This is a genomic window from Vreelandella nigrificans, assembly GCF_002374315.1.
GTDB lineage: Bacteria > Pseudomonadota > Gammaproteobacteria > Pseudomonadales > Halomonadaceae > Vreelandella > Vreelandella nigrificans.
The window spans coordinates 49,592-69,052 of sequence record NZ_NWUX01000005.1 but is presented as its reverse complement, the minus strand read 5'-3'; the positions used below and the strand labels follow the sequence as shown (position 1 = coordinate 69,052).

Sequence of the window (19,461 nt, the reverse complement as noted above, 5' to 3'; positions counted from 1 at the left end):
AGCGAGCAGTAAAATGCTTAACCGGACGGTGAGTAAATGCGCTTTAGTGCTTGGCTAGACCCGACGATCAATCAGTCTTGGTAACCTTCGATAATCTCGTCGGCGATAATCGCCAGAGAGCTAACGCTGGCAGCAGTGATATACCAGGCCTCTGCATCGACAAAGATCACTCGGCCGTTCTTCCAAGCGTTGGTTTGGCGTATCAGTGGGTTAGCCATGCGCTCGGCGTCCATTGCGAAGTGGTTCTCCATCACGGCCGTTCGGTCCACTACATAGATGATGTCGGGATTGGCCTGTTGGATGAATTCGCTGGAAATTGGTTGGCCGTGCAGGCCGGTGTCGACCCCTGGACTAGCAGGCTGCACGCCGAATTCAGTGAAAATGAAGCCGTAGCGGGACTGCACGCCAAAGGAACTGAAAGCACCGTTGTTGTGCAGCAGGACAAGTGCTCTTTCAGGGCGGCCTTGGGTAACGCGCCTGGTCTCCTCAACTTTATTAGTTAGCTCAGCGACTTGTTGACGTGCAATACCTTCTTTATTGAAAATCCTCCCCAGCATCATGAGGTGGTCTTTGATGACCTCTATGTGGTTGGCCTGACTATTGCGGTAATCCACATCGAAATGGATAGTCGGAGCTATCTCGGTCAGCTCGTTGTAGTGGTTCGCCTGTAGCGAGGTGATCAGGATCAGATCAGGGCGAGCCGCATGAACTCGTTCCAAGTTGGGGTGCACAATGGCCCCCAGGTCCTGAATACCAGGGGCATCTTGGTATTCGCTGAGAAAGTGGGGAACAAAATCTTTCGGCATGCCAACGATGGGGATATTCAACTGGTCGAGAAAATCGACTTCATTCATGTCGAGTGCCGCTACACGTTGCGGCAGATGCTCAACCACGGTCGTGCCTAGCGCGTGTTGAACCGTAACGGGCGTGAAGTCCTCCGGCTTCGGGGAGCTGTCTGAAGTCGACTGTACCGCTGCCGAAACAGGTTTTGCTGCTCTTTGGTCGCACCCTTGTATCGTAGCCATAGTGGCAATGATCAGGCCCAATACCCAATAGCTGTTTTTAAGGTTTCGTCTCATTCCAATGCCTCTGATGGTGTGAAGTAGTTGCATAAGCATCCGTGCTCGTTATGGGTGACCTCGAAATTCAGCCCGTAGAGTTCACGTAACTGTGGTTCAGTCACGACCTCCGTAACGGCACCAACGCAATGAACCTCTCCCCCTTTCATGGCGACGATGTGATCCGAGTAGTTAGCGGCAAAGTTGATGTCATGAACGACCAGAATGACGGTGCGCCCGTACTCGTCGCAGAGGCGGCGAAGCGCACGCATAATCTGGACGGCATGCTTTATATCGAGATTGTTCAGCGGCTCATCCAACAGCAAGCAATTCGTCTGCTGAGCGATGGTCATGGCTAGGTAAGCCATCTGGCGCTGACCACCGCTCAGCTCATCAAGGTAGGCTTTACGTAGTGATGCCAACGATAGAAACGCGATAGCTTCATCAATCACCCAGCGGTCTTTACTTGTTAGTGCGCCACGGCTGTAGGGGAAGCGCCCAAAAGCAACAAGCTCCTCGACCGTCAAGCGCAGATTAAACTCAGGCGCCTGACGCAAGGTGGCTACATGCTTGGCATACTCGCTGGTGCGGATATCTGAGACGCTACGGTTTTCAAGGAAAATCTCACCCTGGGTCGGCGTTAGCAGACGCGCGATCATCATTAGCAGCGTCGTTTTGCCTGCCCCATTGGGGCCAATAAGCGATGTCAGCTGCTGTGCCGGAAAGCGGACATTTACATTGGAAACAACACTGCTGCTGCCATAGGTTTTATGCAGGTTTTTTACGGTGATCATGCAGTGCCTCGCGTGCGCACCATCAGCGTGAGGAAGTAAGCGCCGCAAACCAGGTTAACGAGGATGCCGACGGTAGTTTTGTAGTTGAAGATATGTTCGACCAAGAGCTGGGCGAGGATGAAAATGCCGATGGCAATGGCACTACCCGTGGGGAGCGTGACTCGATGTTTAAACGTTCGGGCCAGTGCATAGGTGGTATTGGCAACGAATATCCCCATAAACGCCGTAGGGCCGAGCAGGCTGGTTGAAACCGCCACAAGCGCTGCAATCAATGCGAGATGGAGCTGCACGTACCGTCGGTAATCGATTCCCAGGGAAATAGCCTGCTCCCGGCCCAGCGAGAGGACATCGAGTGTCGACAGGGTCTTAATACCCATTAGGCAGATCATGGCAACGAGGAGAGCTGAGTAGAGTAGTTGGCTAGGCCCGGCCTTGCCGAAAGATGCTTGGCTATAGCCCATGAGAATGGAAAACTCGCCGGGGCTGATTTTTAGCTGAACAAACTGAGTGAAAGTACCGATTACCATCGTTAGCACCAGCCCCACAAGGAGCAGGAAATACACGTTGTCTCTACCTTCTCGGAAAAGCCAACGATGAATAGCCCATGAATAGGTGAGCATCAGCAGGATAGAGAGGAAGAAGTTACCGTGCGTGCCGAGAACCGTCAGGCTTCGCGCCCCCATCACCAGAATCAAAAGGGCCTGGAACAGCAGATAGACGGCCTCGTACCCCATGATCGCTGGTGTCAGTATCCGATTTCCGGTGATGGTCTGGAATGAAATTGCCGACCAGGCTATGCACACTCCACCGATCATTATGGCGGCCAATCGTGTGAGTCGTTTAGGGATGACATAGTCAAAATCGAAGCCAGAGCGAATAAATACAAAGGCTATCGCTAAGATGATGATCACTATCCAGATAGCGTGCCGAGTAACGTTAGGCATCACTTTTTTCTCCCGACGATGAGCACCAGAAATAGCAGGCCGCCCACACTGGCTGCGGTCAAGCCAATGGGCACCTCAAAGGGATAGATAAGAAGGCGACCAAAAATGTCGCAGACTAGCAGTAGAGAGGCGCCTGCCAGCGCAACAGCGGGTAGGGTCCGGTTTAAGTTGTCGCCGTAGTACAGCGCGACCAGATTGGGGATGACTAGCCCGACGAAAGGGATTGTCCCAACGGTGATGACCGTGACCGACACGGTGAAAGCCACAAGAATTAGGCCGATTGCCGCCGTTGCTAAGTAGCTCACCCCTAGGCTAGTGGCGATCTCTTCGCCCATCCCAAGCACCGTAAAACGGTGGGCATAGACATAGGTAAGCACAACAACTGGCAGGATCAGGTAGATGATTTCGTAGTTGCCCTGAACAACCTTGGAAAAATCTCCCAGTAGCCAGCCCTGCATGCTTTGCAGGATGTTGTAACGATAGGCGTAGAACTCAGCAATGGCGCTCAGAACGCCACCATACATAAGGCCAATGACCGGAATGAGAACGGCGTTCTTGAACTTGATGCGGCGGATGATAGCGATAAAAATTAGATTCGCCGCGAAGCAGAAGGTCAGCGCGAAAAGCATCCTTCCGCCTGTGCTAATTCCAGGTGTCAGCGTCAGTGAGACGAGAATACCGAGCTTCGCTGCATCTAGCCCCCCAGTGGTCGCTGGCTCAACGAATTTGTTACGCACAATGTGTTGCAGGATTACGCCACAGATAGCTAGGCCCACTCCCGTCAACACTACTGTTATCAGGCGTGGCAGGCGGCTGGCGGTCAGTGTCAGCCAGGCGTCGTCTGACAGCATGAACAGCTGTGACCAAGTTATCTGCTGAGCGCCAACCAGCAGTGAAATGCCGCACAGGATCACAAATAGACCGGGCAGGTAAATATGTATCAGAGGCATACGTCTTAGATACATGCGCATCAGGAGCACGCTCCATCAGCGTCATCCTGGGTGATACGCCACCCCTTCGCGGCTTGTCGCTGGCTAAGAAATTGTGCGTAGCGCCCCTGGCTGGCACGCAACTGCTCGGGTGAGCCCTGCTCAACGATTTGGCCACCATCAAGTACGACTATCTGATCTGCCATTGCCACTGTGGAAAGCTGATGTGCGATCACTAAGATCGTGCGGTGGCCACGCAACTGTGCAAGCACCTCGGCAATGGCTGCCTGATTCTCCGCATCTAGCGCGGCAGTCGCTTCATCTACCAGCAGGATGGGCGAATTTTTAATTAATGCCCGAGCGATAGCGATACGCTGGCGTTCGCCGCCGGAAAGGCGGGCGCCTCCTTCGCCAACCTGGGTGTCAATGCCTTGAGGCAGGCGCTCGATAATTTCAGATACGCCAGCCTGATGCGCTGCCTCTGTCATCTCGGCGTCGCTAGCATCAGGTTTACCGATCCGAATGTTGTCGGCAATACTGCCAGTAAACAGATAGTTATCCTGGAATATTTGACTGATCTGACTGGCTAGATGAACGCTGGACATCTGCCGTACATCCACGTCACCAATTAAAATGCTGCCCCGTTCTACATCGAAAAAACGTGCGATCAGCCGTGCTAGCGTGGTTTTTCCTGAGCCTGATTCGCCGATAAGTGCTGTCATGCTGCCGGGGGCGATATATAGGCTCACGCTGTTTAGTACCGCTGGTTCCCTTGGTGCGTAGCGGAAATGCACGTCACGCAGCTCAATCGCAGCACTGCAGGGCGAGCGTGGTGCTCTGGGTTCAGGTAAGGGGGTAGCTGATAATATGTGATGTATTTCATCAAGTTGGCCACGTGCGCTGCGTAAGACTTCGCCATAATTAGCGACTTCCAACAGTGGGTCGATGAGCCGACTTACCAGCAGCAGCGCGATAGTGGCACCAATGATGTTTTCTTCTGTTAGCGTGCCGCCCAGGTGAATATTCATCCCGAGCATTGCTACGACCAGCAACACAGCGAACACAACCTGTACCGTCCAGGCATTGAGCAGCGCCGACAGCGCTGAAAGGCAGGCCAGCCTCACTCCCGAGCGGTGCTGTTTTGCGACCGCTTTTTCAAGAAAACGTGTACTGCCACTTTCACCACTAAAAGCGCGTAATACGGACTGGGCTTGAGCAAATTCGACCACGCGCTGGCTGGTATCAGCAAAGTGCCGTTGGAAGGCATTGTCAGCACGCCGTGCAAGCTTTGTCGTGAGAAAGAAAACACCCGCCAGTAGCGGCAACGCCACCAGCGCAGTCAGCCCCAGCGGCCCATGTAACACGAATAAGGCGATAATAATGATCACCGGTGCCACTACGCCGGTAATAACTGGTGTGAACACGTGTGCTGGAAGCTGAGCCACAGCCATCATACCCTGGGTGGCAACGTGGCTAAGCCGTGCGGTATTCGATGGTGTAAACCAGCCCACGGGCAGACGCGCCACATGCTCACCTAGCCGGTGGCGCCCGCCCTGAAGTACGGCAACGCCTACACGCACCCCCGCTTGTTCCACGTATCGGCGTAAACCCCAGCAGGTGGCGATACCAATTAGTAGTACGACGAGCCATGGCACTGCTGCGGGCAAGTTGCCGCTCAGCAATTGGGTGAGAATCGGCACAAGTACGGTAACTGTCAGGCCACAAAGAACACCATAGATGAGGGCCATATATACGTAGCGACGGAAAAGGGCCAGATCTTTGCCTAGTAGTTGAATAAACATCTTTAGCATGACGGCACCTTCGGCTCCGTAATTGTTGCGTAGTCGCCCAGTGTCCATAGCCGCGTATACAGACCTCGTTGAGCCAATAAGTGTTGATGGGAGCCTTGTTCGATGATCGTGCCGTTATCGAGCACCAGGATTTGGTCGGCGTGCTTTACCGTGTCGAGACGATGGGCGATGACCAGCAGCGTACGGCCCTGTGTGAAACGTGACAGAGCCTCCTGAATGGCTACTTCGTTGCCAGCATCTGTAGCCGCTGTGGCTTCATCGAGAACGAGTACGGGGGGATCAAGCAATATGGCGCGTGCAATACTCACACGTTGTTGCTCACCGCCAGAAAGCTGTACGTCTTCACCAACCACCGAGCTATAACCGTGTGGCAGGGCTAGAATACGTTCGTGAATGTTCGCAGCGCGTGCCGCATCTTCAATCTCTTGCTGGCTAGCCGAAGGGCGGCCCAATGCAATGTTGTCGCGGATACTGGCGTGGATCAGGCGAACTTCCTGTAGTACAAAGCCAATGTGCCGATAGAGTGCCGACGTCTCAAGGTGGCGTAGATCTACTCCGCCCAGCGTGATGCATCCTTGTGTAGGATCAAAAAAGCGCAGTAGCAGCTTAGCCAAGGTTGATTTTCCCGCACCTGATGGCCCAACGATGGCTGTGACCGTCCCAGGTTTAAGGGTGAAGTTGATGTTCGATAGCGCCCTGTGCGAGTCACTATAGGCGTAGCTCACACTCTCGAAACGGATCTCATGACCTGAGGGAAGCTGCTGCTGGTTATGGTTGGGTTGCTCCAGTATGGGTGTTTCCAGCAGCGCTAGTACCCGCTGGGCTGCGCCAGCAGCACTGCCCAAATCGTGTAGTAATGTATGCAATAGTAGTAACGGAGCGCAGATGCCTGGCGCCACTAGAACAAACGGCAGTATTTCAACTGGCGTCATCCAGCCTATGGCTATGAACAGTGTGCCAACAGCCAGCGCCAGACCCAGCACCGTTACCGGTGTCACCATCGCATGGGCATGGGCCATCAATGCCACTAGAGGACGGGTAAAACGGTCAAAAGCTTGGGCAAAGTCATCGACTGCCTTTTGGTAGTTGCTATGTGCTTGGCCGTTAACACCGAATGCCTTGACCACCGGGATGCCGCTGACAAACTCAGTGGTTGTGCTATTAATGCGTTCCAGCCGAGTAACGAATTCATGCATGTTTACGTCACTGGATTGCATGGCTCGGCGTAGGAACAGCAAGAATCCAGGTAACGGCAGTAGCGCGATAATTGCCATCCGCCAATCCAGCGCGAAAAGGTAAATCACCGAAACCAGCAGTGCCCCCGAAGCTCTCCCCACCGCAGTGTAGAAGTGCGCCGCCAGGCTGTGTAGGGTGGCAATATCATCTTGCATCGCCTGCTTCACTTCGCCTGATGCTCGGCTGGTAAACCAGCCTAGCGGCACCTGAGCTAATCGTTGTATGACTGCCAAACGCAGATAATGAGTCATACGGTTATCAGCCAAGTGTGCCGTTAGTTCGCCAGCGAGCATCAACGCCATACCGACGAAGACGCACACCACACTGGCAATGACTGTCCACCAGATTTCGGTCTCTATATGTCCTATCGTCAGCTTTGTGGTGTCTGCGTTAGCAAACAGAATGTTGGCGATATGGGCGATGCCTGCCAGTGGTACCAGTGTCAGCATCGTGCCAAGGCTAGCCAGTAGCGCGGCGATGATTAGCCGTCCCCGTATAGGGCCTAGTACCTGACGGATAGGGTTCTTGGATTGGGTCAAAGGTGTATTAGTACTCATGAAAAGGCAGCACTCAGCAATTCAAAAGTATTGGATTGGCTTTCATCGCATTGCTGTCTTCAAAGGCACACGACAGATCAGTCATAGGGCTCCCGAGCGAACCAGAACGATAATTAGTTGCATTTGTGTAAATTAATCGAAAATTAGTTGCATGGCAATAAACTAATTCAATATTTGTTTCATGCTGCTAAACTAATCTAATTGACGATAGGAGAGAGCAAATGGCTTCATGGGGAGAATGCTGTTGTTCAAGGAGTAGCTATGGAAGGTTGTTCAAGGAGTAGATATGAAAGCGCCACAACGGCCTAAAGCACGTGGGCGACCCCCTACTATCACGCTTGAGCGGATCGCTGACGCGGGTATCGAAATCGGCTTACCTAACATCACTTTTGTGGGTGTTGCCGCCGCTCTGGGCGTCAGCCATATGGCGCTCTATAAGCATGTCGCCAGCCTGGAGGCACTTAAGTGCCTAGTCGCCGAGGAGATATTCAGCCGTTGGAAAATTCCACGCGCTTACGGCGACGAGCCGGGCGGGCTGAAGGAGTATCTGTTCACGTTCACAACGTCGATACGTGAGTTTGTCAAAGCGCACCCTGGGTTAACGCCGTACGTGATACGTCGGCTAGCGGCAACCCAGCCGATGATCGCTAAAATCGATGAGCATCAAAGCCACCTCGCGCTTGTCTATGGGATTTCAAAGGAGCAGGCACGTTGGCTACTTGCGACGGTGGCATTCCACTGTATCGCTGTGGCCGACACGGTATATTCGGTGGCAGGCCAAGAGCCTGTTGTGGATGCCGCCCGAGAGGAGGAAGAAGCTGAAATGGAGGCTGAGTTAATTCAGGGCATGCATGCGCTCATCATAGGCGCGCTTGCCATGCTAAAAGACAACTGCTTGCCTAAGTCTGAGCTATGATTTCTGGACTATGATTTCTGGGCTATGATCACTGCACGATATTTACGATAAACAAAATACTCAAACAGAAGCCAGCTCCCGTAGTGTGCTGGTTAGGCGTTTTATCAAGTTGTAATGCGTTAAGAGCCTGTATTTAAGTGATCATTCGGCTATATTGCTGATCAGCCATCATTTTAAAAATAAAACGTAGGCAAGGGTAGCTACTTAACAATGACGAATATGCAGCGCTTTTTAAGTGACCGAAATAAGAGTGGCATTGTGGCCATTCTTGTCTCATACGTCCTTATGCTGCATGTCCTCCTGGGGTCTTATGCCCAGGCGGCGGTACTCGGCGATGGTAGTACGTCACCACTGTTTGTTCTGTGTGACCCCCATGGTTTACAAAACACCTCTTCGGAGGCAACAAGTGCCAGCGAGCTGAATAATCTGCTGTGCCAGTCAGCCTGCACGTTGGGAGCGGCATTGGCAGGTATGCCCCAAGGGGCTGTCTATCTGCCTGGTGAGAGCCTCTCTCCTCAAAGCGCAGAACCCGCAACACAAACCCATCGTTTGTTTGCGCTTTTTTATCCACGAGCTCCACCTTTAGTAATCACTTCAAGCTGATGATTGTTTACTTCGCAATGGCTGCCATATCGGCACGTTGCTACTGATCGTTATTGAATGGAGTTGATTATGTTAATGCTGCGTAGTGCACTGCTATCCACCCTTTTATTGATGAGTTCAGCGCTGTATGCCCACCATGATGGTACACACCATGAGCTGTCGGACGGCGAAGCCCCGGCCATTGAAGTAACGCAGCCCTGGATCCGTGCTACGCCGCCGGGCGCAGGCGCGGGCGGTGGTTTTATCACCCTCACCAACCATGGTAATGCTGACGACACCCTGATAGGGGCGACGACATCCATCACCGACCGCGTTGAGTTGCACACCATGGAAATGGACGGCGATGTCATGCGCATGGCGCCGTTGCCCGGTGGTATCGAAATTCCTGCAGGTGAGTCGGTGACATTGGCACCAGGTGGCCTGCACCTAATGTTTATGGAGCTTGCTTCACCCATCGTTGAGGGGCAGCCAATTCCCATAACGCTTGAATTCCAATACGCGGAGAGTATTGAGGCCGAACTCCAGGTGGTGCCAGTTGGAGCTTCGCCTGAGGGCGAAGGCGCTCACGCCGGCCATCATGAAGAGCACCATGAAGAGCACGGGCACATGGCGCACTAAATATGCAGCGCCGTGACGTTGCCCTGCTTTCCATCGGCTCGTTAGTACTGTTGCTAACGCTGGCGGTGTTTTTTGCGGTGTTTGGCCGACAGGCCGCCAACCCGCCGCTGGCTGAGATGGGTGGTCAATTTCAGTTGGTTGATACTGAAGGTTCGGTCGTTACGCAAGATGATCTGGTCGGGAAGCCAACCCTGCTGTTTTTTGGCTTTACCTACTGCCCAGATGTTTGCCCAACCACGCTGTTCAATCTCACACGTTTGATTCAGCAGTTGGGCAATCAGGCCGACCAGTTCAATTATCTCTTTGTTTCCCTGGACTGGGAGCGTGACGGCCCAGAACAGCTGGCGCGCTACATCTCGGTCTTCGATGAGCGAATTCGTGGCCTATCAGGCAACGAGGCACAAATTAACGCGATTGCCGACGCATATCGGGTGCAATACGAGCGTGTGCCTATGGAGCAAGGCGATTACACCATCAGTCATACAGCTGCCACCTATCTATTGGATCGCGAAGGCAGTGTCGTGGGCACTTTGGCCTATGGCTTCGACCTGGATGAGACTCAGGCATCACTGGAGCAGCTACTGCCATCCTCATGAGGATGGCAGTTTGAAAAGCTCAGATGGTTTGCTTGGTGAGGCGGCGCTCTTGAATAGGTCGCACGGCCAACCAATCAATCAGCAGCATGGCGATCAACGAGGCACCGACCAGTGGGAATATCACCCCGCCAATGGCTAGAGTCGCTATAAGGCCGCGGAAAATACGCTTATCGGCCGGTAATGGTGGGACTCCCATGCTGCCTGAAGGTCGCCGCTTCCACCACATTACCCCGGCGGCAACACACATAAGCACGATGGCTAGACAGACTGCCAGCAGAAACAGCTGGTTCACTAGGCCAAACTGTTGGCCTAGATGAACATTAATGCCAAATTCCAGCCATCGCCCCAGCGGGCCGTAGTCGGCGTAGCTCATATCCAGCAGCGGCTCGCCGCTATACTGGTCAAGGTGAATGACACGCTGCTGGCTTAAGTCATCAGGGTAAATCGAGCCAGTGTAAACTCCCGCCGCCGAGGTGGGCAGGTTCACTGCATAACCTTGCTGCAAGCCCAGTTGTTCGAACGCTGCTACTGCATTATTAAGACCAATGCGTGGCGATGGGGTAGCGGGTGGCGTGGACTCCGGCACGCGAGCCTGCTCTAGCGACCAGCTGGTTAGCCCCTGGTCGCTCAGATATGCATTAGACACTGGTACTTCAACCCGAACGCCTGCTGGATAGCCAAAATTATTACCGTTGGCCCACTCATTCACCTTGCCGCCCCACACGCCTGACCAAGGCATCCCAGTGAGAGCAAGGAAAACAATAAAACCGCCGACAAAAATGCCCAGCACAGCGTGTAAATCACGCCAAAAGACTCGGCTTTTGGGTTTTCCCCGCACACTCACCAGGCCGCTTGACCCTTTACCGCGTGGCCACCAAAGGTAAATGCCAGTGCCCACCAGTAGGATTGACCAGCCCGCAGCAATTTCGATGAACTTACGCGCTGTTGGCCCGAAGTACTTGAGGCTGTGTAAGTAGCGTACCGTCCACATGATGGTGCCACGGTCATCCAGCGCTCCCAGTACCTCAGCGGTGTAAGGGTTCACATACACGGCTAGTCGCTCTCCAGTGAGAGCGTTCACGGTGACCTCCGCAGAGCTTTCTGGGGTGGGTGGAGAGGTGTATTTCACTGCGGTGCCAGGGTGGGCATCCAGTGCAACGTTGACCAACGTGGCAGGTGGCTGAGTGGCTTCCTGCACTGCTACGCGCTTAAGGTCAGAGTGGATCAGCGCATCCAGCTCATCATTGAATAGATAAAGTGCCCCAGTAATGGAAAGGATGATCAAAAAGGGCAGTATCAGCAGGCCAGCATAAAAGTGCCAGCGCCACACAGCACGATATAGGTCTAATGACGCTTTTCGCTTTGTTTGGGGGGAGGTGGTGGTCATCACAGAGTTCCAGGCCGCTAGACGGCATACGATAAAGCACTAAAGAGTATCTGAGGTTGGCAAAACGTAAAGCGATAGAGGGGTGGCAATATGTCGCTAGCAGGCTAACAGCAGTGTATTCATGTTGCTTAAGTCATCTTCTTCCGCACCTTATTGGTGCGATAAAGGCGCTTTCTTGATTCATTTTGGTGCTCATGAGGTATTGGAGGAGATGGTTAACTTTTAAGTAAGCCGCTGTAGCAGGGGGCGAACGCCGTTTTCACCATTTTGGCGCATTCCTTGCATTTGAAGTTGAAATATTTATTAAAAGGAAGCGACAGCGCCCATGATTCTGTGTGAACTCGCGACACCCGCAGCTGGCTCAGGTCATCGCTTCGACGAAGAGCGCCATTGGGCGGCATCGCTGGCGCTGCGTTTTGCTAACCGTGAAGGCACCACGCGGCTAGTGCAGGCGCGTCATCAGGGCCCACTACGGGTGCAGCGTCCTTTTTACCCTGAAGGCAGCACGGAAGCCTGCCATGTGTACGTGCTGCATCCACCCGGAGGCCTCGTCAGCGGGGATGCCTTGACAATTCGCGCCCAGATAGAGCGTGATGCCCACGCGCTGCTCACCACACCGGCGGCCAACAAGCTCTATAAAGCCGACAGTCAGGGCGTCGCCTGGGCCCAACATACCGAGCTTAACGTAGATGATGGCGGCATTCTTGAGTGGCTACCCCAAGAAACGATCGCTTTTGATGGCTCCAAGGGTACCCAGCGAACTCATATAGCGCTGCACGGCAGTGCTCGCTGCTTGGGTTGGGAAATTATGGCGCTGGGCCGCCCAGCAAGTGAGCTACCTTATGTATCAGGTCGTATTGAGCAGCACTTTCGTTTAACGCTGGATGGCAAGCCGCTGTGGTTGGAGCGTCAGCCTCTTGACCCACTGCATCCACGCTTTAGCGGGCGCTGGGGGCAGGGCGGTGCCACGGTACAGGCCACGCTGTGGGCAGTTGGTTTAGAAGACGCCAGCGCAGCCATTGATGAACTACGCGATGTACTGCCGGACAATCCTCGTTGGGCGGTCACTGTGCGCCAAGGTGTACTGCTATTGCGCTACCTTGGCAACTCCCGGAATGAAGCCTGGGCACTGTGTGAACAGGCCTGGCAACGTTTGCGCCCGCGCTGGATTGAGCGCGAGGCGCATACACCGCGAATTTGGTTAACCTAATTGGCATCAATGCGATGCACTGATGGAGACTTGCCCCATGGAACTGACCCCACGAGACAAAGACAAGCTGCTGCTGTTTTCTGCTGCCCAGCTTGCCGAGCGCCGCAAAGCACGTGGCCTAAAGCTTAACTACCCCGAGGCCGTCGCGCTGATCAGCTTTGAAATTATCGAAGGTGCCCGTGACGGCAGAAGTGTCGCCGACTTAATGAGCTACGGCCGTGAAATCCTTAGCCGTGACGACGTCATGGATGGCGTGGCGGAAATGGTGGATGAGGTGCAAGTAGAAGCCACCTTTCCGGACGGCACCAAGCTCGTGACCGTTCACACGCCAATCAACTAGTCGTCAGCAACCAGGAGGCTGCCATGATTTCCGGCCCAATGATTCCAGGACAGTACCAGTTAAAAGAGGGTGATATTGAGCTATGTGTGGGCCGCGAGCGGATTAGCGTCGAAGTGGCCAATACCGGCGACCGCCCCATTCAGATCGGCTCTCACTACCACTTCGCTGAAGCCAACCCTGCGCTGGTGTTTGATCGCACGAAAACCCGTGGCTTTCGCTTGGATGTGGCTGCAGGCACCGCGATTCGCTTTGAGCCTGGCCAGACCCGCGAGGTCACGCTAATTCCGTTTGTTGGTAAGCGGGAAATCTATGGCTTCCGTGGTGATGTTATGGGCGCGCTTGACGGAGATAAACAATGAAGCCGGTTAACAAGATAAGTCGGCAAGCCTACGCCGATATGTACGGCCCCACGGTGGGCGACCGCGTGCGCCTGGGTGACACTGAGCTGTGGATTGAAGTCGAAAAAGATGCCACCCACTACGGTGATGAAGTGAAGTTCGGCGGCGGTAAGGTAATTCGCGATGGCATGGGTCAAAGTCAGCTTAATGACGCCTCTGTCATGGACACGGTGATTACCAACGCGCTGATTTTAGACTGGTGGGGCATCGTTAAAGCCGATGTGGGGCTGCAGAACGGTCGTATCGCTGCCATTGGCAAGGCAGGCAACCCCGACACCCAGCCGGATGTTGAGATCGTCATTGGCCCTGGCACTGAAATTATCTCAGGCGAAGGCAAGATTCTCACCGCTGGAGGCATTGACGCTCATATTCACTTTATCTGCCCTCAACAGGTAGAAGAAGCACTGATGAGCGGCGTGACTACCATGCTTGGCGGCGGCACTGGCCCGGCAACTGGCTCTAACGCCACCACCTGCACTCCCGGTGCCTGGCACATTGGCAAAATGCTGCAAGCGGTGGACGACCTGCCGATGAATATTGGCCTGCTGGGTAAAGGCAACGCCAGCCTGCCAGAAGCGTTAGAAGCGCAGCTAGAAGCGGGTGCCATGGGGCTCAAGCTCCACGAAGACTGGGGCACCACACCTGCATCGATTGATACCTGCCTAAGCGTAGCGGAAAGATACGATGTACAGATCGCGATCCACACCGATACGCTTAACGAATCAGGCTTTGTGGAAGACACCCTAGCGGCGTTTAAAGAACGGGGTATTCATACTTACCACACCGAAGGTGCTGGCGGAGGCCACGCACCGGATATCCTGACTGCTTGTTCGAAATCCTACGTATTGCCCTCGTCCACCAATCCGACGCGGCCTTATACGGTGAATACCATCGATGAGCACCTGGATATGCTGATGGTCTGCCACCACCTGGACCCTAATATTCCAGAAGACGTGGCCTTTGCCGACTCGCGCATTCGCCGTGAAACCATCGCCGCTGAAGATATTCTCCACGACCTGGGCGTGATCTCGATGATTGCGTCGGACTCCCAGGCCATGGGGCGTGTGGGTGAAGTGGTCTGCCGTACCTGGCAAACTGCCCATAAAATGAAAGTGCAGCGTGGCTTACTGCCGGAAGACGAAGCCCTCGGGGCCGACAACCTGCGCGCCAAGCGCTATATCGCCAAATACACCATCAACCCTGCTATTACCCACGGTATTGCCCATGAGGTTGGCTCTATCGAAGTCGGTAAACTAGCTGATTTGGTGCTGTGGAAGCCTGCATTTTTCGGCGTAAAGCCCTCGCTGATTTTAAAAGGCGGCATGATTGCGGCGGCGCCCATGGGCGACCCCAATGCCTCTATTCCTACGCCTCAACCGGTACACTACCGGCATATGTTTGGTGCCTTTGGTCGTGCTGCCAGCCAAACCCGGCTCAACTTTGTTAGCCAGGCAGCAATTGATGCGGGCATTAAAGAGCGCCTGGGCCTGCAGAGCACGTTAGCCGCCTGTAAAAATGTACGCGGTGTGCGCAAACAGGATATGAAGCTGAACGACGCCTGCCCAGAGCTAACGGTCGACCCGCAAACCTACGAAGTACGCTGCGATGGCGAGCTGCTTACCTGCGAGCCTGCCACTGAACTACCGCTAGCTCAGCGCTATCATTTATTTTAAGGAGTCCTCATGCTGAAACTAATAGAACGCTTAGGGCCGATAGAGGAAAGCGCCGCCAGTGATACGCTGACACTGCCTTTTGAGCTACGCATTCGTGGGCGCTTAAAAGCGGAAAGTGATAGCGGCCAAGCCTTGGGGCTATTTCTAGACCGTGGCCCGGTGCTACGCGATGGCGAAGGCCTAAAAGCCGAAGGCGGCGAAATAGTGCGTATACGTGCCGCGGTTGAGCCGGTGGTGACTGCACGAGTAAGCACTGGCTTACCCCTGGCGCGGCTGGCATACCACTTAGGCAACCGCCATGTGCAGTTAGCGCTGGGTGAAGATGAACGTGGCGGTTGGGTACGCTTCCCACCCGACCACGTACTAGAAGAGCTGGCGGAGTTGCTAGGGGCAGAGCTAGAGCACCACAACGCCATGTTTGACCCCGAACCCGGTGCTTATAACCAAGTAGGCGGTGGGCACGGGCATTCGCATGGTCATTCACAGGGACATTCACACGGGCATGGTCATTCCCATTCCCACGATCATGGCCATGATCACCCCCACGAGCATGAGCACCACCATGCCCACTGAAAGCGCCGGGCTAGCGAACCAAAGCAATGACTTAGCCCTGCTAGGGCTAATGCAACTGGTAAGCCCGGCGCTGCCCATCGGCGCCTTTGCTTTCTCCCAAGGGCTGGAAAGCGCCTTTGAATTGGGCTGGGTAAGCGATGAACAAAACCTGGCTGAGTGGCTTTCCGGCGTACTGGAAGATGGCCTGACCCGCTGCGAACTGCCGCTGATCGCCCGTTTCTACAACGCTTTTGAGCACACCGACCGCGACGCGATAGCCCAGTGGGATGAATGGCTGGCCGCCACCCGCGAAACCGCTGAGCTGGCCGCTGAAGATAGTCGCTTAGGTGCCTCACTCAAGCGCCTGCTGGGTAGCCTGGATTTATTACCAAACGCGGACGGGCCAAGCGGTAACTTACTACCGGCTCATGCCGGTTACGTAACGCTGTTTAGCTACGCTGCTTTTATGCGCCGTGTGACACTGCGCCAGGCGCTGTTGGGGTTTGGCTGGGCATGGCTGGAAAATCAGCTAGCGGTGGCCTGCAAAGCGTTGCCTTTGGGCCATACCGCCGCACAGCGGGTGATTGAACAGCTGCGCGGGGAGTTGGTGATCGCCGTTGACCAAGCGCTGTTGCTAGGTGATGACGACCTTAGCCCTGTGTTGCCCGGCGTGGCGCTCGCCAGTGCTTTACATGAGACACAATACTCACGTCTGTTTAGAAGTTAACCAGTTAATAAGTAAGCAACGATTTAGGAGAGAGACATGACGCATTGTTTACGTGTGGGTGTGGGTGGCCCGGTTGGTTCCGGCAAAACTGCACTGCTCAAACAGCTCTGCTCGGCGCTGCGGGATTACTACGATATTGCAGTAGTAACCAACGATATCTATACCCGCGAAGATGCTGACTTCCTGCTCAAACACGATGCGCTGCCCGCTGACCGTATCCTTGGCGTGGAAACCGGCGGCTGCCCGCATACGGCCATCCGTGAAGACGCCTCAATGAACCTGGCGGCCATCGATGAACTGCACGCCCGCCACCCAAAGCTAGAGCTGGTGCTGGTGGAGTCCGGGGGTGACAACCTCTCCGCGACGTTCAGCCCCGAACTTTCAGACCTAACGCTTTACGTGATCGATGTCTCTGCAGGCGATAAGATCCCCCGTAAAGGTGGGCCAGGCATCACAAAGTCGGACCTGCTGATTATCAATAAGATTGATATTGCCGAACAGGTGCATGCATCCCTTGAAGTGATGGAGCGTGACTCGAAGAAAATGCGCGGCGAGCGTCCCTTTGTATTCACCAACCTGTACGACGGCGTTGGTCTTGAAGAGATTATCCGCTTTATTCTCGATAAAGGCATGTTAGATGAGCGTCGGCCGCAGGCTACGACAGCCTAAGTGCGATAAGCCGCTTCCCGAAAAGCTGCTATAAAAAAGATGCCCTGACCAGGCGGGAAACGGTCAGGGCAGCAGAAGGGCGTGGCTAGCATCCTGCTAAAACGGACCATCCCTGGCCCCCACTCCCCTACAATGAACCGATAGGTCATTGATGACATTAACCTATGTTATCAATGATGCTAATACATGGGTAATCGTCTGTTCAATAAGTAAAAAAGCAGAAGAAGTGGCTAAAGTTGGCACACTTTTAGCCGATGTCTAAAGCATACAACTATTAAAACTCTTACGACTGCATTGGAAACCGACCCCATGGCTACTTCTTTCCCGACTTCCTCTGGGAGAACGTTTGGGCTACAAGCAAAAGTGCTCACGCTTGTGTTGCTCCCACTACTATTAGTGACGGTTGCTCTGGTGGTGTTTGATACTTACAACCGAACCCAAGATACCCGCAACACACTTGCTTCACAGCGTGAACTACTGATTAACGAGCGCCGTAACGCTGTGCGTGATGTTGTGCAAATGGCGACTACTGCCATCGCGCCTATTTATGACCGTGCAGGTGCTAACGATGAGGCTGCAAAACAGCAGGTAGCGGAGCTGGTGCGCTCCATGCGTTTTGAAGACAATAACTACATTTTTATCTACGATTTCGAGGGTAACAATATCGTCACGGCTCCCGCGCCAGAGCGGGAAGGCACCAATATGATCGATGTGAGAACCCCCGATGGTACCTATCTCATTCGTGAGATTATCCAATTGGCGCAGGAAGGGGGCGGCTTTTACAACTATTTATGGGAGTACCCAGGCTCGCGTAACATTGAACCTAAGCACTCTTTCGTCGACACCCTTGAAAAATGGGGCTGGCTGATTGGCGCGGGTGTTTACGTTACCGATGTGGATACCGCCGTCGCCGAACTTGAAGTTACCGCTACTACTGGTTTGCGCCAATCGATACTCTATACAGCGCTGCTGGGTATCGCTCTCTTTGCGGTAGTAGCGTTACTCTCCTACGGCTTTGTACGCCGCACGGTAGGGCCTATAAAGCGCACCGCGAGTGCTATGTCTGATATTGCCCAGGGGCGAGGTGACCTTACCCGCCGTTTAGCCATTGAAAGCAACGATGAAGTGGGCAACCTTGCGGTTCAGTTCAATGCTTTTGTGGAGCGTATGCAGGAGACCCTGCGTGATGTACGCCGCAGTACTATCAGTGTTTACCACTCGGCAGGGGAAATCTCTCATAGCTCAGAAGAGCTGGCCACCCGCACAGAGCAGGCAGCCGCTAATCTGCAAGAAACCTCGGCGTCCATGGAAGAGATTACATCCACGGTGAACCATAGTGCGGATAATGCCCAACAGGCCAACAAGCTGGTGCAATCCACCGCTGAAGTAGCCCATCAGGGGGAAGAGGCGATGGGCCAGGTTGAGCGCACGATGCGCGATATAAACGATTCGGCCACGCGTATCAGCGAGATTATTTCGATGATCGACGCGATTGCTTTTCAAACCAACATCCTGGCGCTCAACGCGTCGGTTGAAGCCGCAAGAGCCGGTGAGCATGGGCGTGGTTTTGCAGTAGTTGCCCAAGAGGTGCGCAGCTTGGCAAGTCGCTCCAGCGATGCCTCTAAAGAGATTCGTGGACTAATCGATAGCTCGGTGCAGCACACCTACACCGGTGCTGAGTTAGTGCGCACCGCAGGGGCTACTATGCGCGACATCGTAGAAAGTGTTGCCAAGGTTACCGATGTAATTGGCGAGATTAGCGCCGGAGCCAAAGAGCAAAGCAGCGGTATCGGCCAGATCAATACCGCGGTAGCAGAAATGGACACCATGACCCAGCAGAACGCTACCATGGTGCAGGAGTCCACCACCGCCGCCGCCGATATGCGCCGCCATGCAGAGCACCTAAATGAGCTGATTAATTCCTTCGTGCTTGGTGACGATGAGCCCACTCCGCAGCACGAAGCACTAGCATCGCCAGCCCCTCAACAGCGTAGCAGTACTAGCGGTCTGAAGCGCCCTGCGCTTTCATCTCACGCCTCATCACAGCCCTCACCGGCGAAGTATGCCGTAGATGAGTGGGAAGAGTTCTAACGCTGACAAGCAGTGCGGCTGATATCAGCACTGATGAGATGGGTATAAAACGGGGCTTGCCAGATGGCAAGCCCCGTTGCGTTAACGTCAGTGATGATTATCCTCTATGGCGCTGGGCAACTCTTTCCGCCAGCAAGGTGACGGCGCGCTTTGCCAGTGGTGAAAGCGCGGTATCCTCGTGTTCCAGTGTGGCGACCAGGCGGTGCTTCATGGAGCGTGCCCAGAAGGTTTCCAGGTGACGGCAGGTAGCCGCTGCCGCTGTTTCTTCATCGCGACCGCCGCCCAGGTTAGCGGCGATCTGGTTGGTCATGTGAATCAGGTGAGTATCGTGGTGCGATGACATGGTGTATCT

Annotated in this window: 20 protein-coding genes; 12 read left to right on the top strand and 8 right to left on the bottom strand. The window is 54.3% G+C overall.

Translation table 11 applies throughout. The features are described 5' to 3' along the window. Positions 1-71 precede the first annotated feature (71 nt). From CPA45_RS08250 to CPA45_RS08225, 6 genes are read right to left on the bottom strand one after another with little or no spacing between them, the layout of a single operon-like run. Entirely contained in the window at positions 72-1,079 is a 1,008-nt protein-coding gene (locus CPA45_RS08250; protein ID WP_096651084.1) for a siderophore ABC transporter substrate-binding protein, read from the bottom strand. Further along, entirely contained in the window at positions 1,076-1,852 is a 777-nt protein-coding gene (locus CPA45_RS08245) for an iron ABC transporter ATP-binding protein (RefSeq protein ID WP_096651083.1), read from the bottom strand. Before CPA45_RS08245 ends, CPA45_RS08250 begins: the two co-directional genes overlap by 4 nt. After that, positions 1,849-2,796, bottom strand: a complete 948-nt coding sequence (locus CPA45_RS08240) for an iron chelate uptake ABC transporter family permease subunit (RefSeq protein WP_096651082.1) — start codon at positions 2,794-2,796, stop codon at positions 1,849-1,851. Before CPA45_RS08240 ends, CPA45_RS08245 begins: the two co-directional genes overlap by 4 nt. After that, on the bottom strand, positions 2,796-3,767 hold the full coding sequence (locus CPA45_RS08235; RefSeq protein ID WP_279628803.1) for an ABC transporter permease: 972 nt from the start codon (positions 3,765-3,767) through the stop codon (positions 2,796-2,798). The genes CPA45_RS08240 and CPA45_RS08235 overlap by 1 nt, the downstream gene beginning before the upstream one ends. After that, a complete protein-coding gene (locus CPA45_RS08230) occupies positions 3,767-5,536 on the bottom strand; it encodes an ABC transporter ATP-binding protein (protein WP_096651081.1) in 1,770 nt (589 codons plus the stop codon). The genes CPA45_RS08235 and CPA45_RS08230 overlap by 1 nt, the downstream gene beginning before the upstream one ends. Further along, positions 5,530-7,329 (bottom strand): ABC transporter ATP-binding protein, encoded by a 1,800-nt coding sequence (locus CPA45_RS08225; protein WP_096651080.1) that lies wholly within the window; start codon positions 7,327-7,329, stop codon positions 5,530-5,532. The genes CPA45_RS08230 and CPA45_RS08225 overlap by 7 nt, the downstream gene beginning before the upstream one ends. A 286-nt stretch (positions 7,330-7,615) precedes the next feature. On the opposite strand from CPA45_RS08225, the gene CPA45_RS23070 reads away from it, so the two are divergent. The 4 genes from CPA45_RS23070 to CPA45_RS08205 all read left to right on the top strand — a co-directional run bounded on the left by CPA45_RS23070 (position 7,616) and on the right by CPA45_RS08205 (position 10,062). After that, a complete protein-coding gene (locus tag CPA45_RS23070; RefSeq protein WP_096651079.1) occupies positions 7,616-8,245 on the top strand; it encodes a TetR/AcrR family transcriptional regulator in 630 nt (209 codons plus the stop codon). A 210-nt stretch (positions 8,246-8,455) separates the two neighbouring features. Beyond that, the gene (locus CPA45_RS08215; RefSeq protein ID WP_096651078.1) at positions 8,456-8,848 is read left to right on the top strand and encodes a hypothetical protein; all 393 of its coding nucleotides are present in this window, start codon (positions 8,456-8,458) and stop codon (positions 8,846-8,848) included. Between the two features lie 69 nt (positions 8,849-8,917). Beyond that, positions 8,918-9,466: a copper chaperone PCu(A)C gene (locus tag CPA45_RS08210; RefSeq protein ID WP_096651077.1), complete on the top strand. Its 549-nt coding sequence runs from the start codon at positions 8,918-8,920 to the stop codon at positions 9,464-9,466. A 2-nt stretch (positions 9,467-9,468) separates the two neighbouring features. Further along, the gene (locus tag CPA45_RS08205) at positions 9,469-10,062 is read left to right on the top strand and encodes an SCO family protein (protein WP_096651076.1); all 594 of its coding nucleotides are present in this window, start codon (positions 9,469-9,471) and stop codon (positions 10,060-10,062) included. 19 nt (positions 10,063-10,081) lie between these two features. Here CPA45_RS08205 and CPA45_RS08200 read toward each other — a convergent pair whose 3' ends face one another. Continuing rightward, positions 10,082-11,449 carry a PepSY-associated TM helix domain-containing protein gene (locus CPA45_RS08200; protein WP_096651075.1) on the bottom strand — a complete coding sequence of 456 codons (1,368 nt, stop codon included), beginning with the start codon at positions 11,447-11,449 and terminating at the stop codon, positions 10,082-10,084. Between the two features lie 325 nt (positions 11,450-11,774). On the opposite strand from CPA45_RS08200, the gene CPA45_RS08195 reads away from it, so the two are divergent. The 8 genes from CPA45_RS08195 (at position 11,775) to CPA45_RS08160 (ending at position 19,109) form a co-directional block, all read left to right on the top strand. Then, positions 11,775-12,659 (top strand): urease accessory protein UreD, encoded by an 885-nt coding sequence (locus tag CPA45_RS08195; protein WP_096651074.1) that lies wholly within the window; start codon positions 11,775-11,777, stop codon positions 12,657-12,659. Between the two features lie 37 nt (positions 12,660-12,696). After that, complete coding sequence (locus CPA45_RS08190) at positions 12,697-12,999, top strand: urease subunit gamma (RefSeq protein WP_009723133.1); 303 nt, start codon at positions 12,697-12,699, stop codon at positions 12,997-12,999. A 38-nt stretch (positions 13,000-13,037) separates the two neighbouring features. Continuing rightward, a complete protein-coding gene (locus CPA45_RS08185) occupies positions 13,038-13,358 on the top strand; it encodes an urease subunit beta (RefSeq protein ID WP_096651201.1) in 321 nt (106 codons plus the stop codon). After that, a complete protein-coding gene (gene ureC, locus CPA45_RS08180) occupies positions 13,355-15,070 on the top strand; it encodes an urease subunit alpha (RefSeq protein ID WP_096651073.1) in 1,716 nt (571 codons plus the stop codon). The genes CPA45_RS08185 and ureC overlap by 4 nt, the downstream gene beginning before the upstream one ends. Positions 15,071-15,079: 9 nt before the next feature. Then, complete coding sequence (gene ureE / locus CPA45_RS08175; RefSeq protein ID WP_096651072.1) at positions 15,080-15,643, top strand: urease accessory protein UreE; 564 nt, start codon at positions 15,080-15,082, stop codon at positions 15,641-15,643. Continuing rightward, on the top strand, positions 15,633-16,349 hold the full coding sequence (locus CPA45_RS08170) for an urease accessory protein UreF (protein WP_096651071.1): 717 nt from the start codon (positions 15,633-15,635) through the stop codon (positions 16,347-16,349). The genes ureE and CPA45_RS08170 overlap by 11 nt, the downstream gene beginning before the upstream one ends. A gap of 36 nt (positions 16,350-16,385) precedes the next feature. Next, complete coding sequence (gene ureG, locus CPA45_RS08165; protein ID WP_096651070.1) at positions 16,386-17,018, top strand: urease accessory protein UreG; 633 nt, start codon at positions 16,386-16,388, stop codon at positions 17,016-17,018. Positions 17,019-17,327: 309 nt separating this feature from the next. Continuing rightward, positions 17,328-19,109, top strand: coding sequence for a methyl-accepting chemotaxis protein (locus CPA45_RS08160; protein ID WP_096651069.1), 1,782 nt, complete (start codon positions 17,328-17,330; stop codon positions 19,107-19,109). Between the two features lie 97 nt (positions 19,110-19,206). Here the strand turns inward: CPA45_RS08160 and CPA45_RS08155 are convergent, their stop codons facing one another. Then, positions 19,207-19,452 carry a formate dehydrogenase subunit delta gene (locus CPA45_RS08155; protein WP_096651068.1) on the bottom strand — a complete coding sequence of 82 codons (246 nt, stop codon included), beginning with the start codon at positions 19,450-19,452 and terminating at the stop codon, positions 19,207-19,209. Between the last annotated feature and the right edge of the window lie 9 nt (positions 19,453-19,461).

Coding starts and splice junctions, on each gene's coding strand:
- CPA45_RS08250 (WP_096651084.1), bottom strand. CDS start 1,079: ATGAGACGAAACCTTAAAAACAGCTATTGGGTATTGGGCCTGATCATT.
- CPA45_RS08245 (WP_096651083.1), bottom strand. CDS start 1,852: ATGATCACCGTAAAAAACCTGCATAAAACCTATGGCAGCAGCAGTGTT.
- CPA45_RS08240 (WP_096651082.1), bottom strand. CDS start 2,796: ATGCCTAACGTTACTCGGCACGCTATCTGGATAGTGATCATCATCTTA.
- CPA45_RS08235 (WP_279628803.1), bottom strand. CDS start 3,767: ATGCGCATGTATCTAAGACGTATGCCTCTGATACATATTTACCTGCCC.
- CPA45_RS08230 (WP_096651081.1), bottom strand. CDS start 5,536: ATGCTAAAGATGTTTATTCAACTACTAGGCAAAGATCTGGCCCTTTTC.
- CPA45_RS08225 (WP_096651080.1), bottom strand. CDS start 7,329: ATGAGTACTAATACACCTTTGACCCAATCCAAGAACCCTATCCGTCAG.
- CPA45_RS23070 (WP_096651079.1), top strand. CDS start 7,616: ATGAAAGCGCCACAACGGCCTAAAGCACGTGGGCGACCCCCTACTATC.
- CPA45_RS08215 (WP_096651078.1), top strand. CDS start 8,456: ATGACGAATATGCAGCGCTTTTTAAGTGACCGAAATAAGAGTGGCATT.
- CPA45_RS08210 (WP_096651077.1), top strand. CDS start 8,918: ATGTTAATGCTGCGTAGTGCACTGCTATCCACCCTTTTATTGATGAGT.
- CPA45_RS08205 (WP_096651076.1), top strand. CDS start 9,469: ATGCAGCGCCGTGACGTTGCCCTGCTTTCCATCGGCTCGTTAGTACTG.
- CPA45_RS08200 (WP_096651075.1), bottom strand. CDS start 11,449: ATGACCACCACCTCCCCCCAAACAAAGCGAAAAGCGTCATTAGACCTA.
- CPA45_RS08195 (WP_096651074.1), top strand. CDS start 11,775: ATGATTCTGTGTGAACTCGCGACACCCGCAGCTGGCTCAGGTCATCGC.
- CPA45_RS08190 (WP_009723133.1), top strand. CDS start 12,697: ATGGAACTGACCCCACGAGACAAAGACAAGCTGCTGCTGTTTTCTGCT.
- CPA45_RS08185 (WP_096651201.1), top strand. CDS start 13,038: ATGATTCCAGGACAGTACCAGTTAAAAGAGGGTGATATTGAGCTATGT.
- ureC (WP_096651073.1), top strand. CDS start 13,355: ATGAAGCCGGTTAACAAGATAAGTCGGCAAGCCTACGCCGATATGTAC.
- ureE (WP_096651072.1), top strand. CDS start 15,080: ATGCTGAAACTAATAGAACGCTTAGGGCCGATAGAGGAAAGCGCCGCC.
- CPA45_RS08170 (WP_096651071.1), top strand. CDS start 15,633: ATGCCCACTGAAAGCGCCGGGCTAGCGAACCAAAGCAATGACTTAGCC.
- ureG (WP_096651070.1), top strand. CDS start 16,386: ATGACGCATTGTTTACGTGTGGGTGTGGGTGGCCCGGTTGGTTCCGGC.
- CPA45_RS08160 (WP_096651069.1), top strand. CDS start 17,328: ATGGCTACTTCTTTCCCGACTTCCTCTGGGAGAACGTTTGGGCTACAA.
- CPA45_RS08155 (WP_096651068.1), bottom strand. CDS start 19,452: ATGTCATCGCACCACGATACTCACCTGATTCACATGACCAACCAGATC.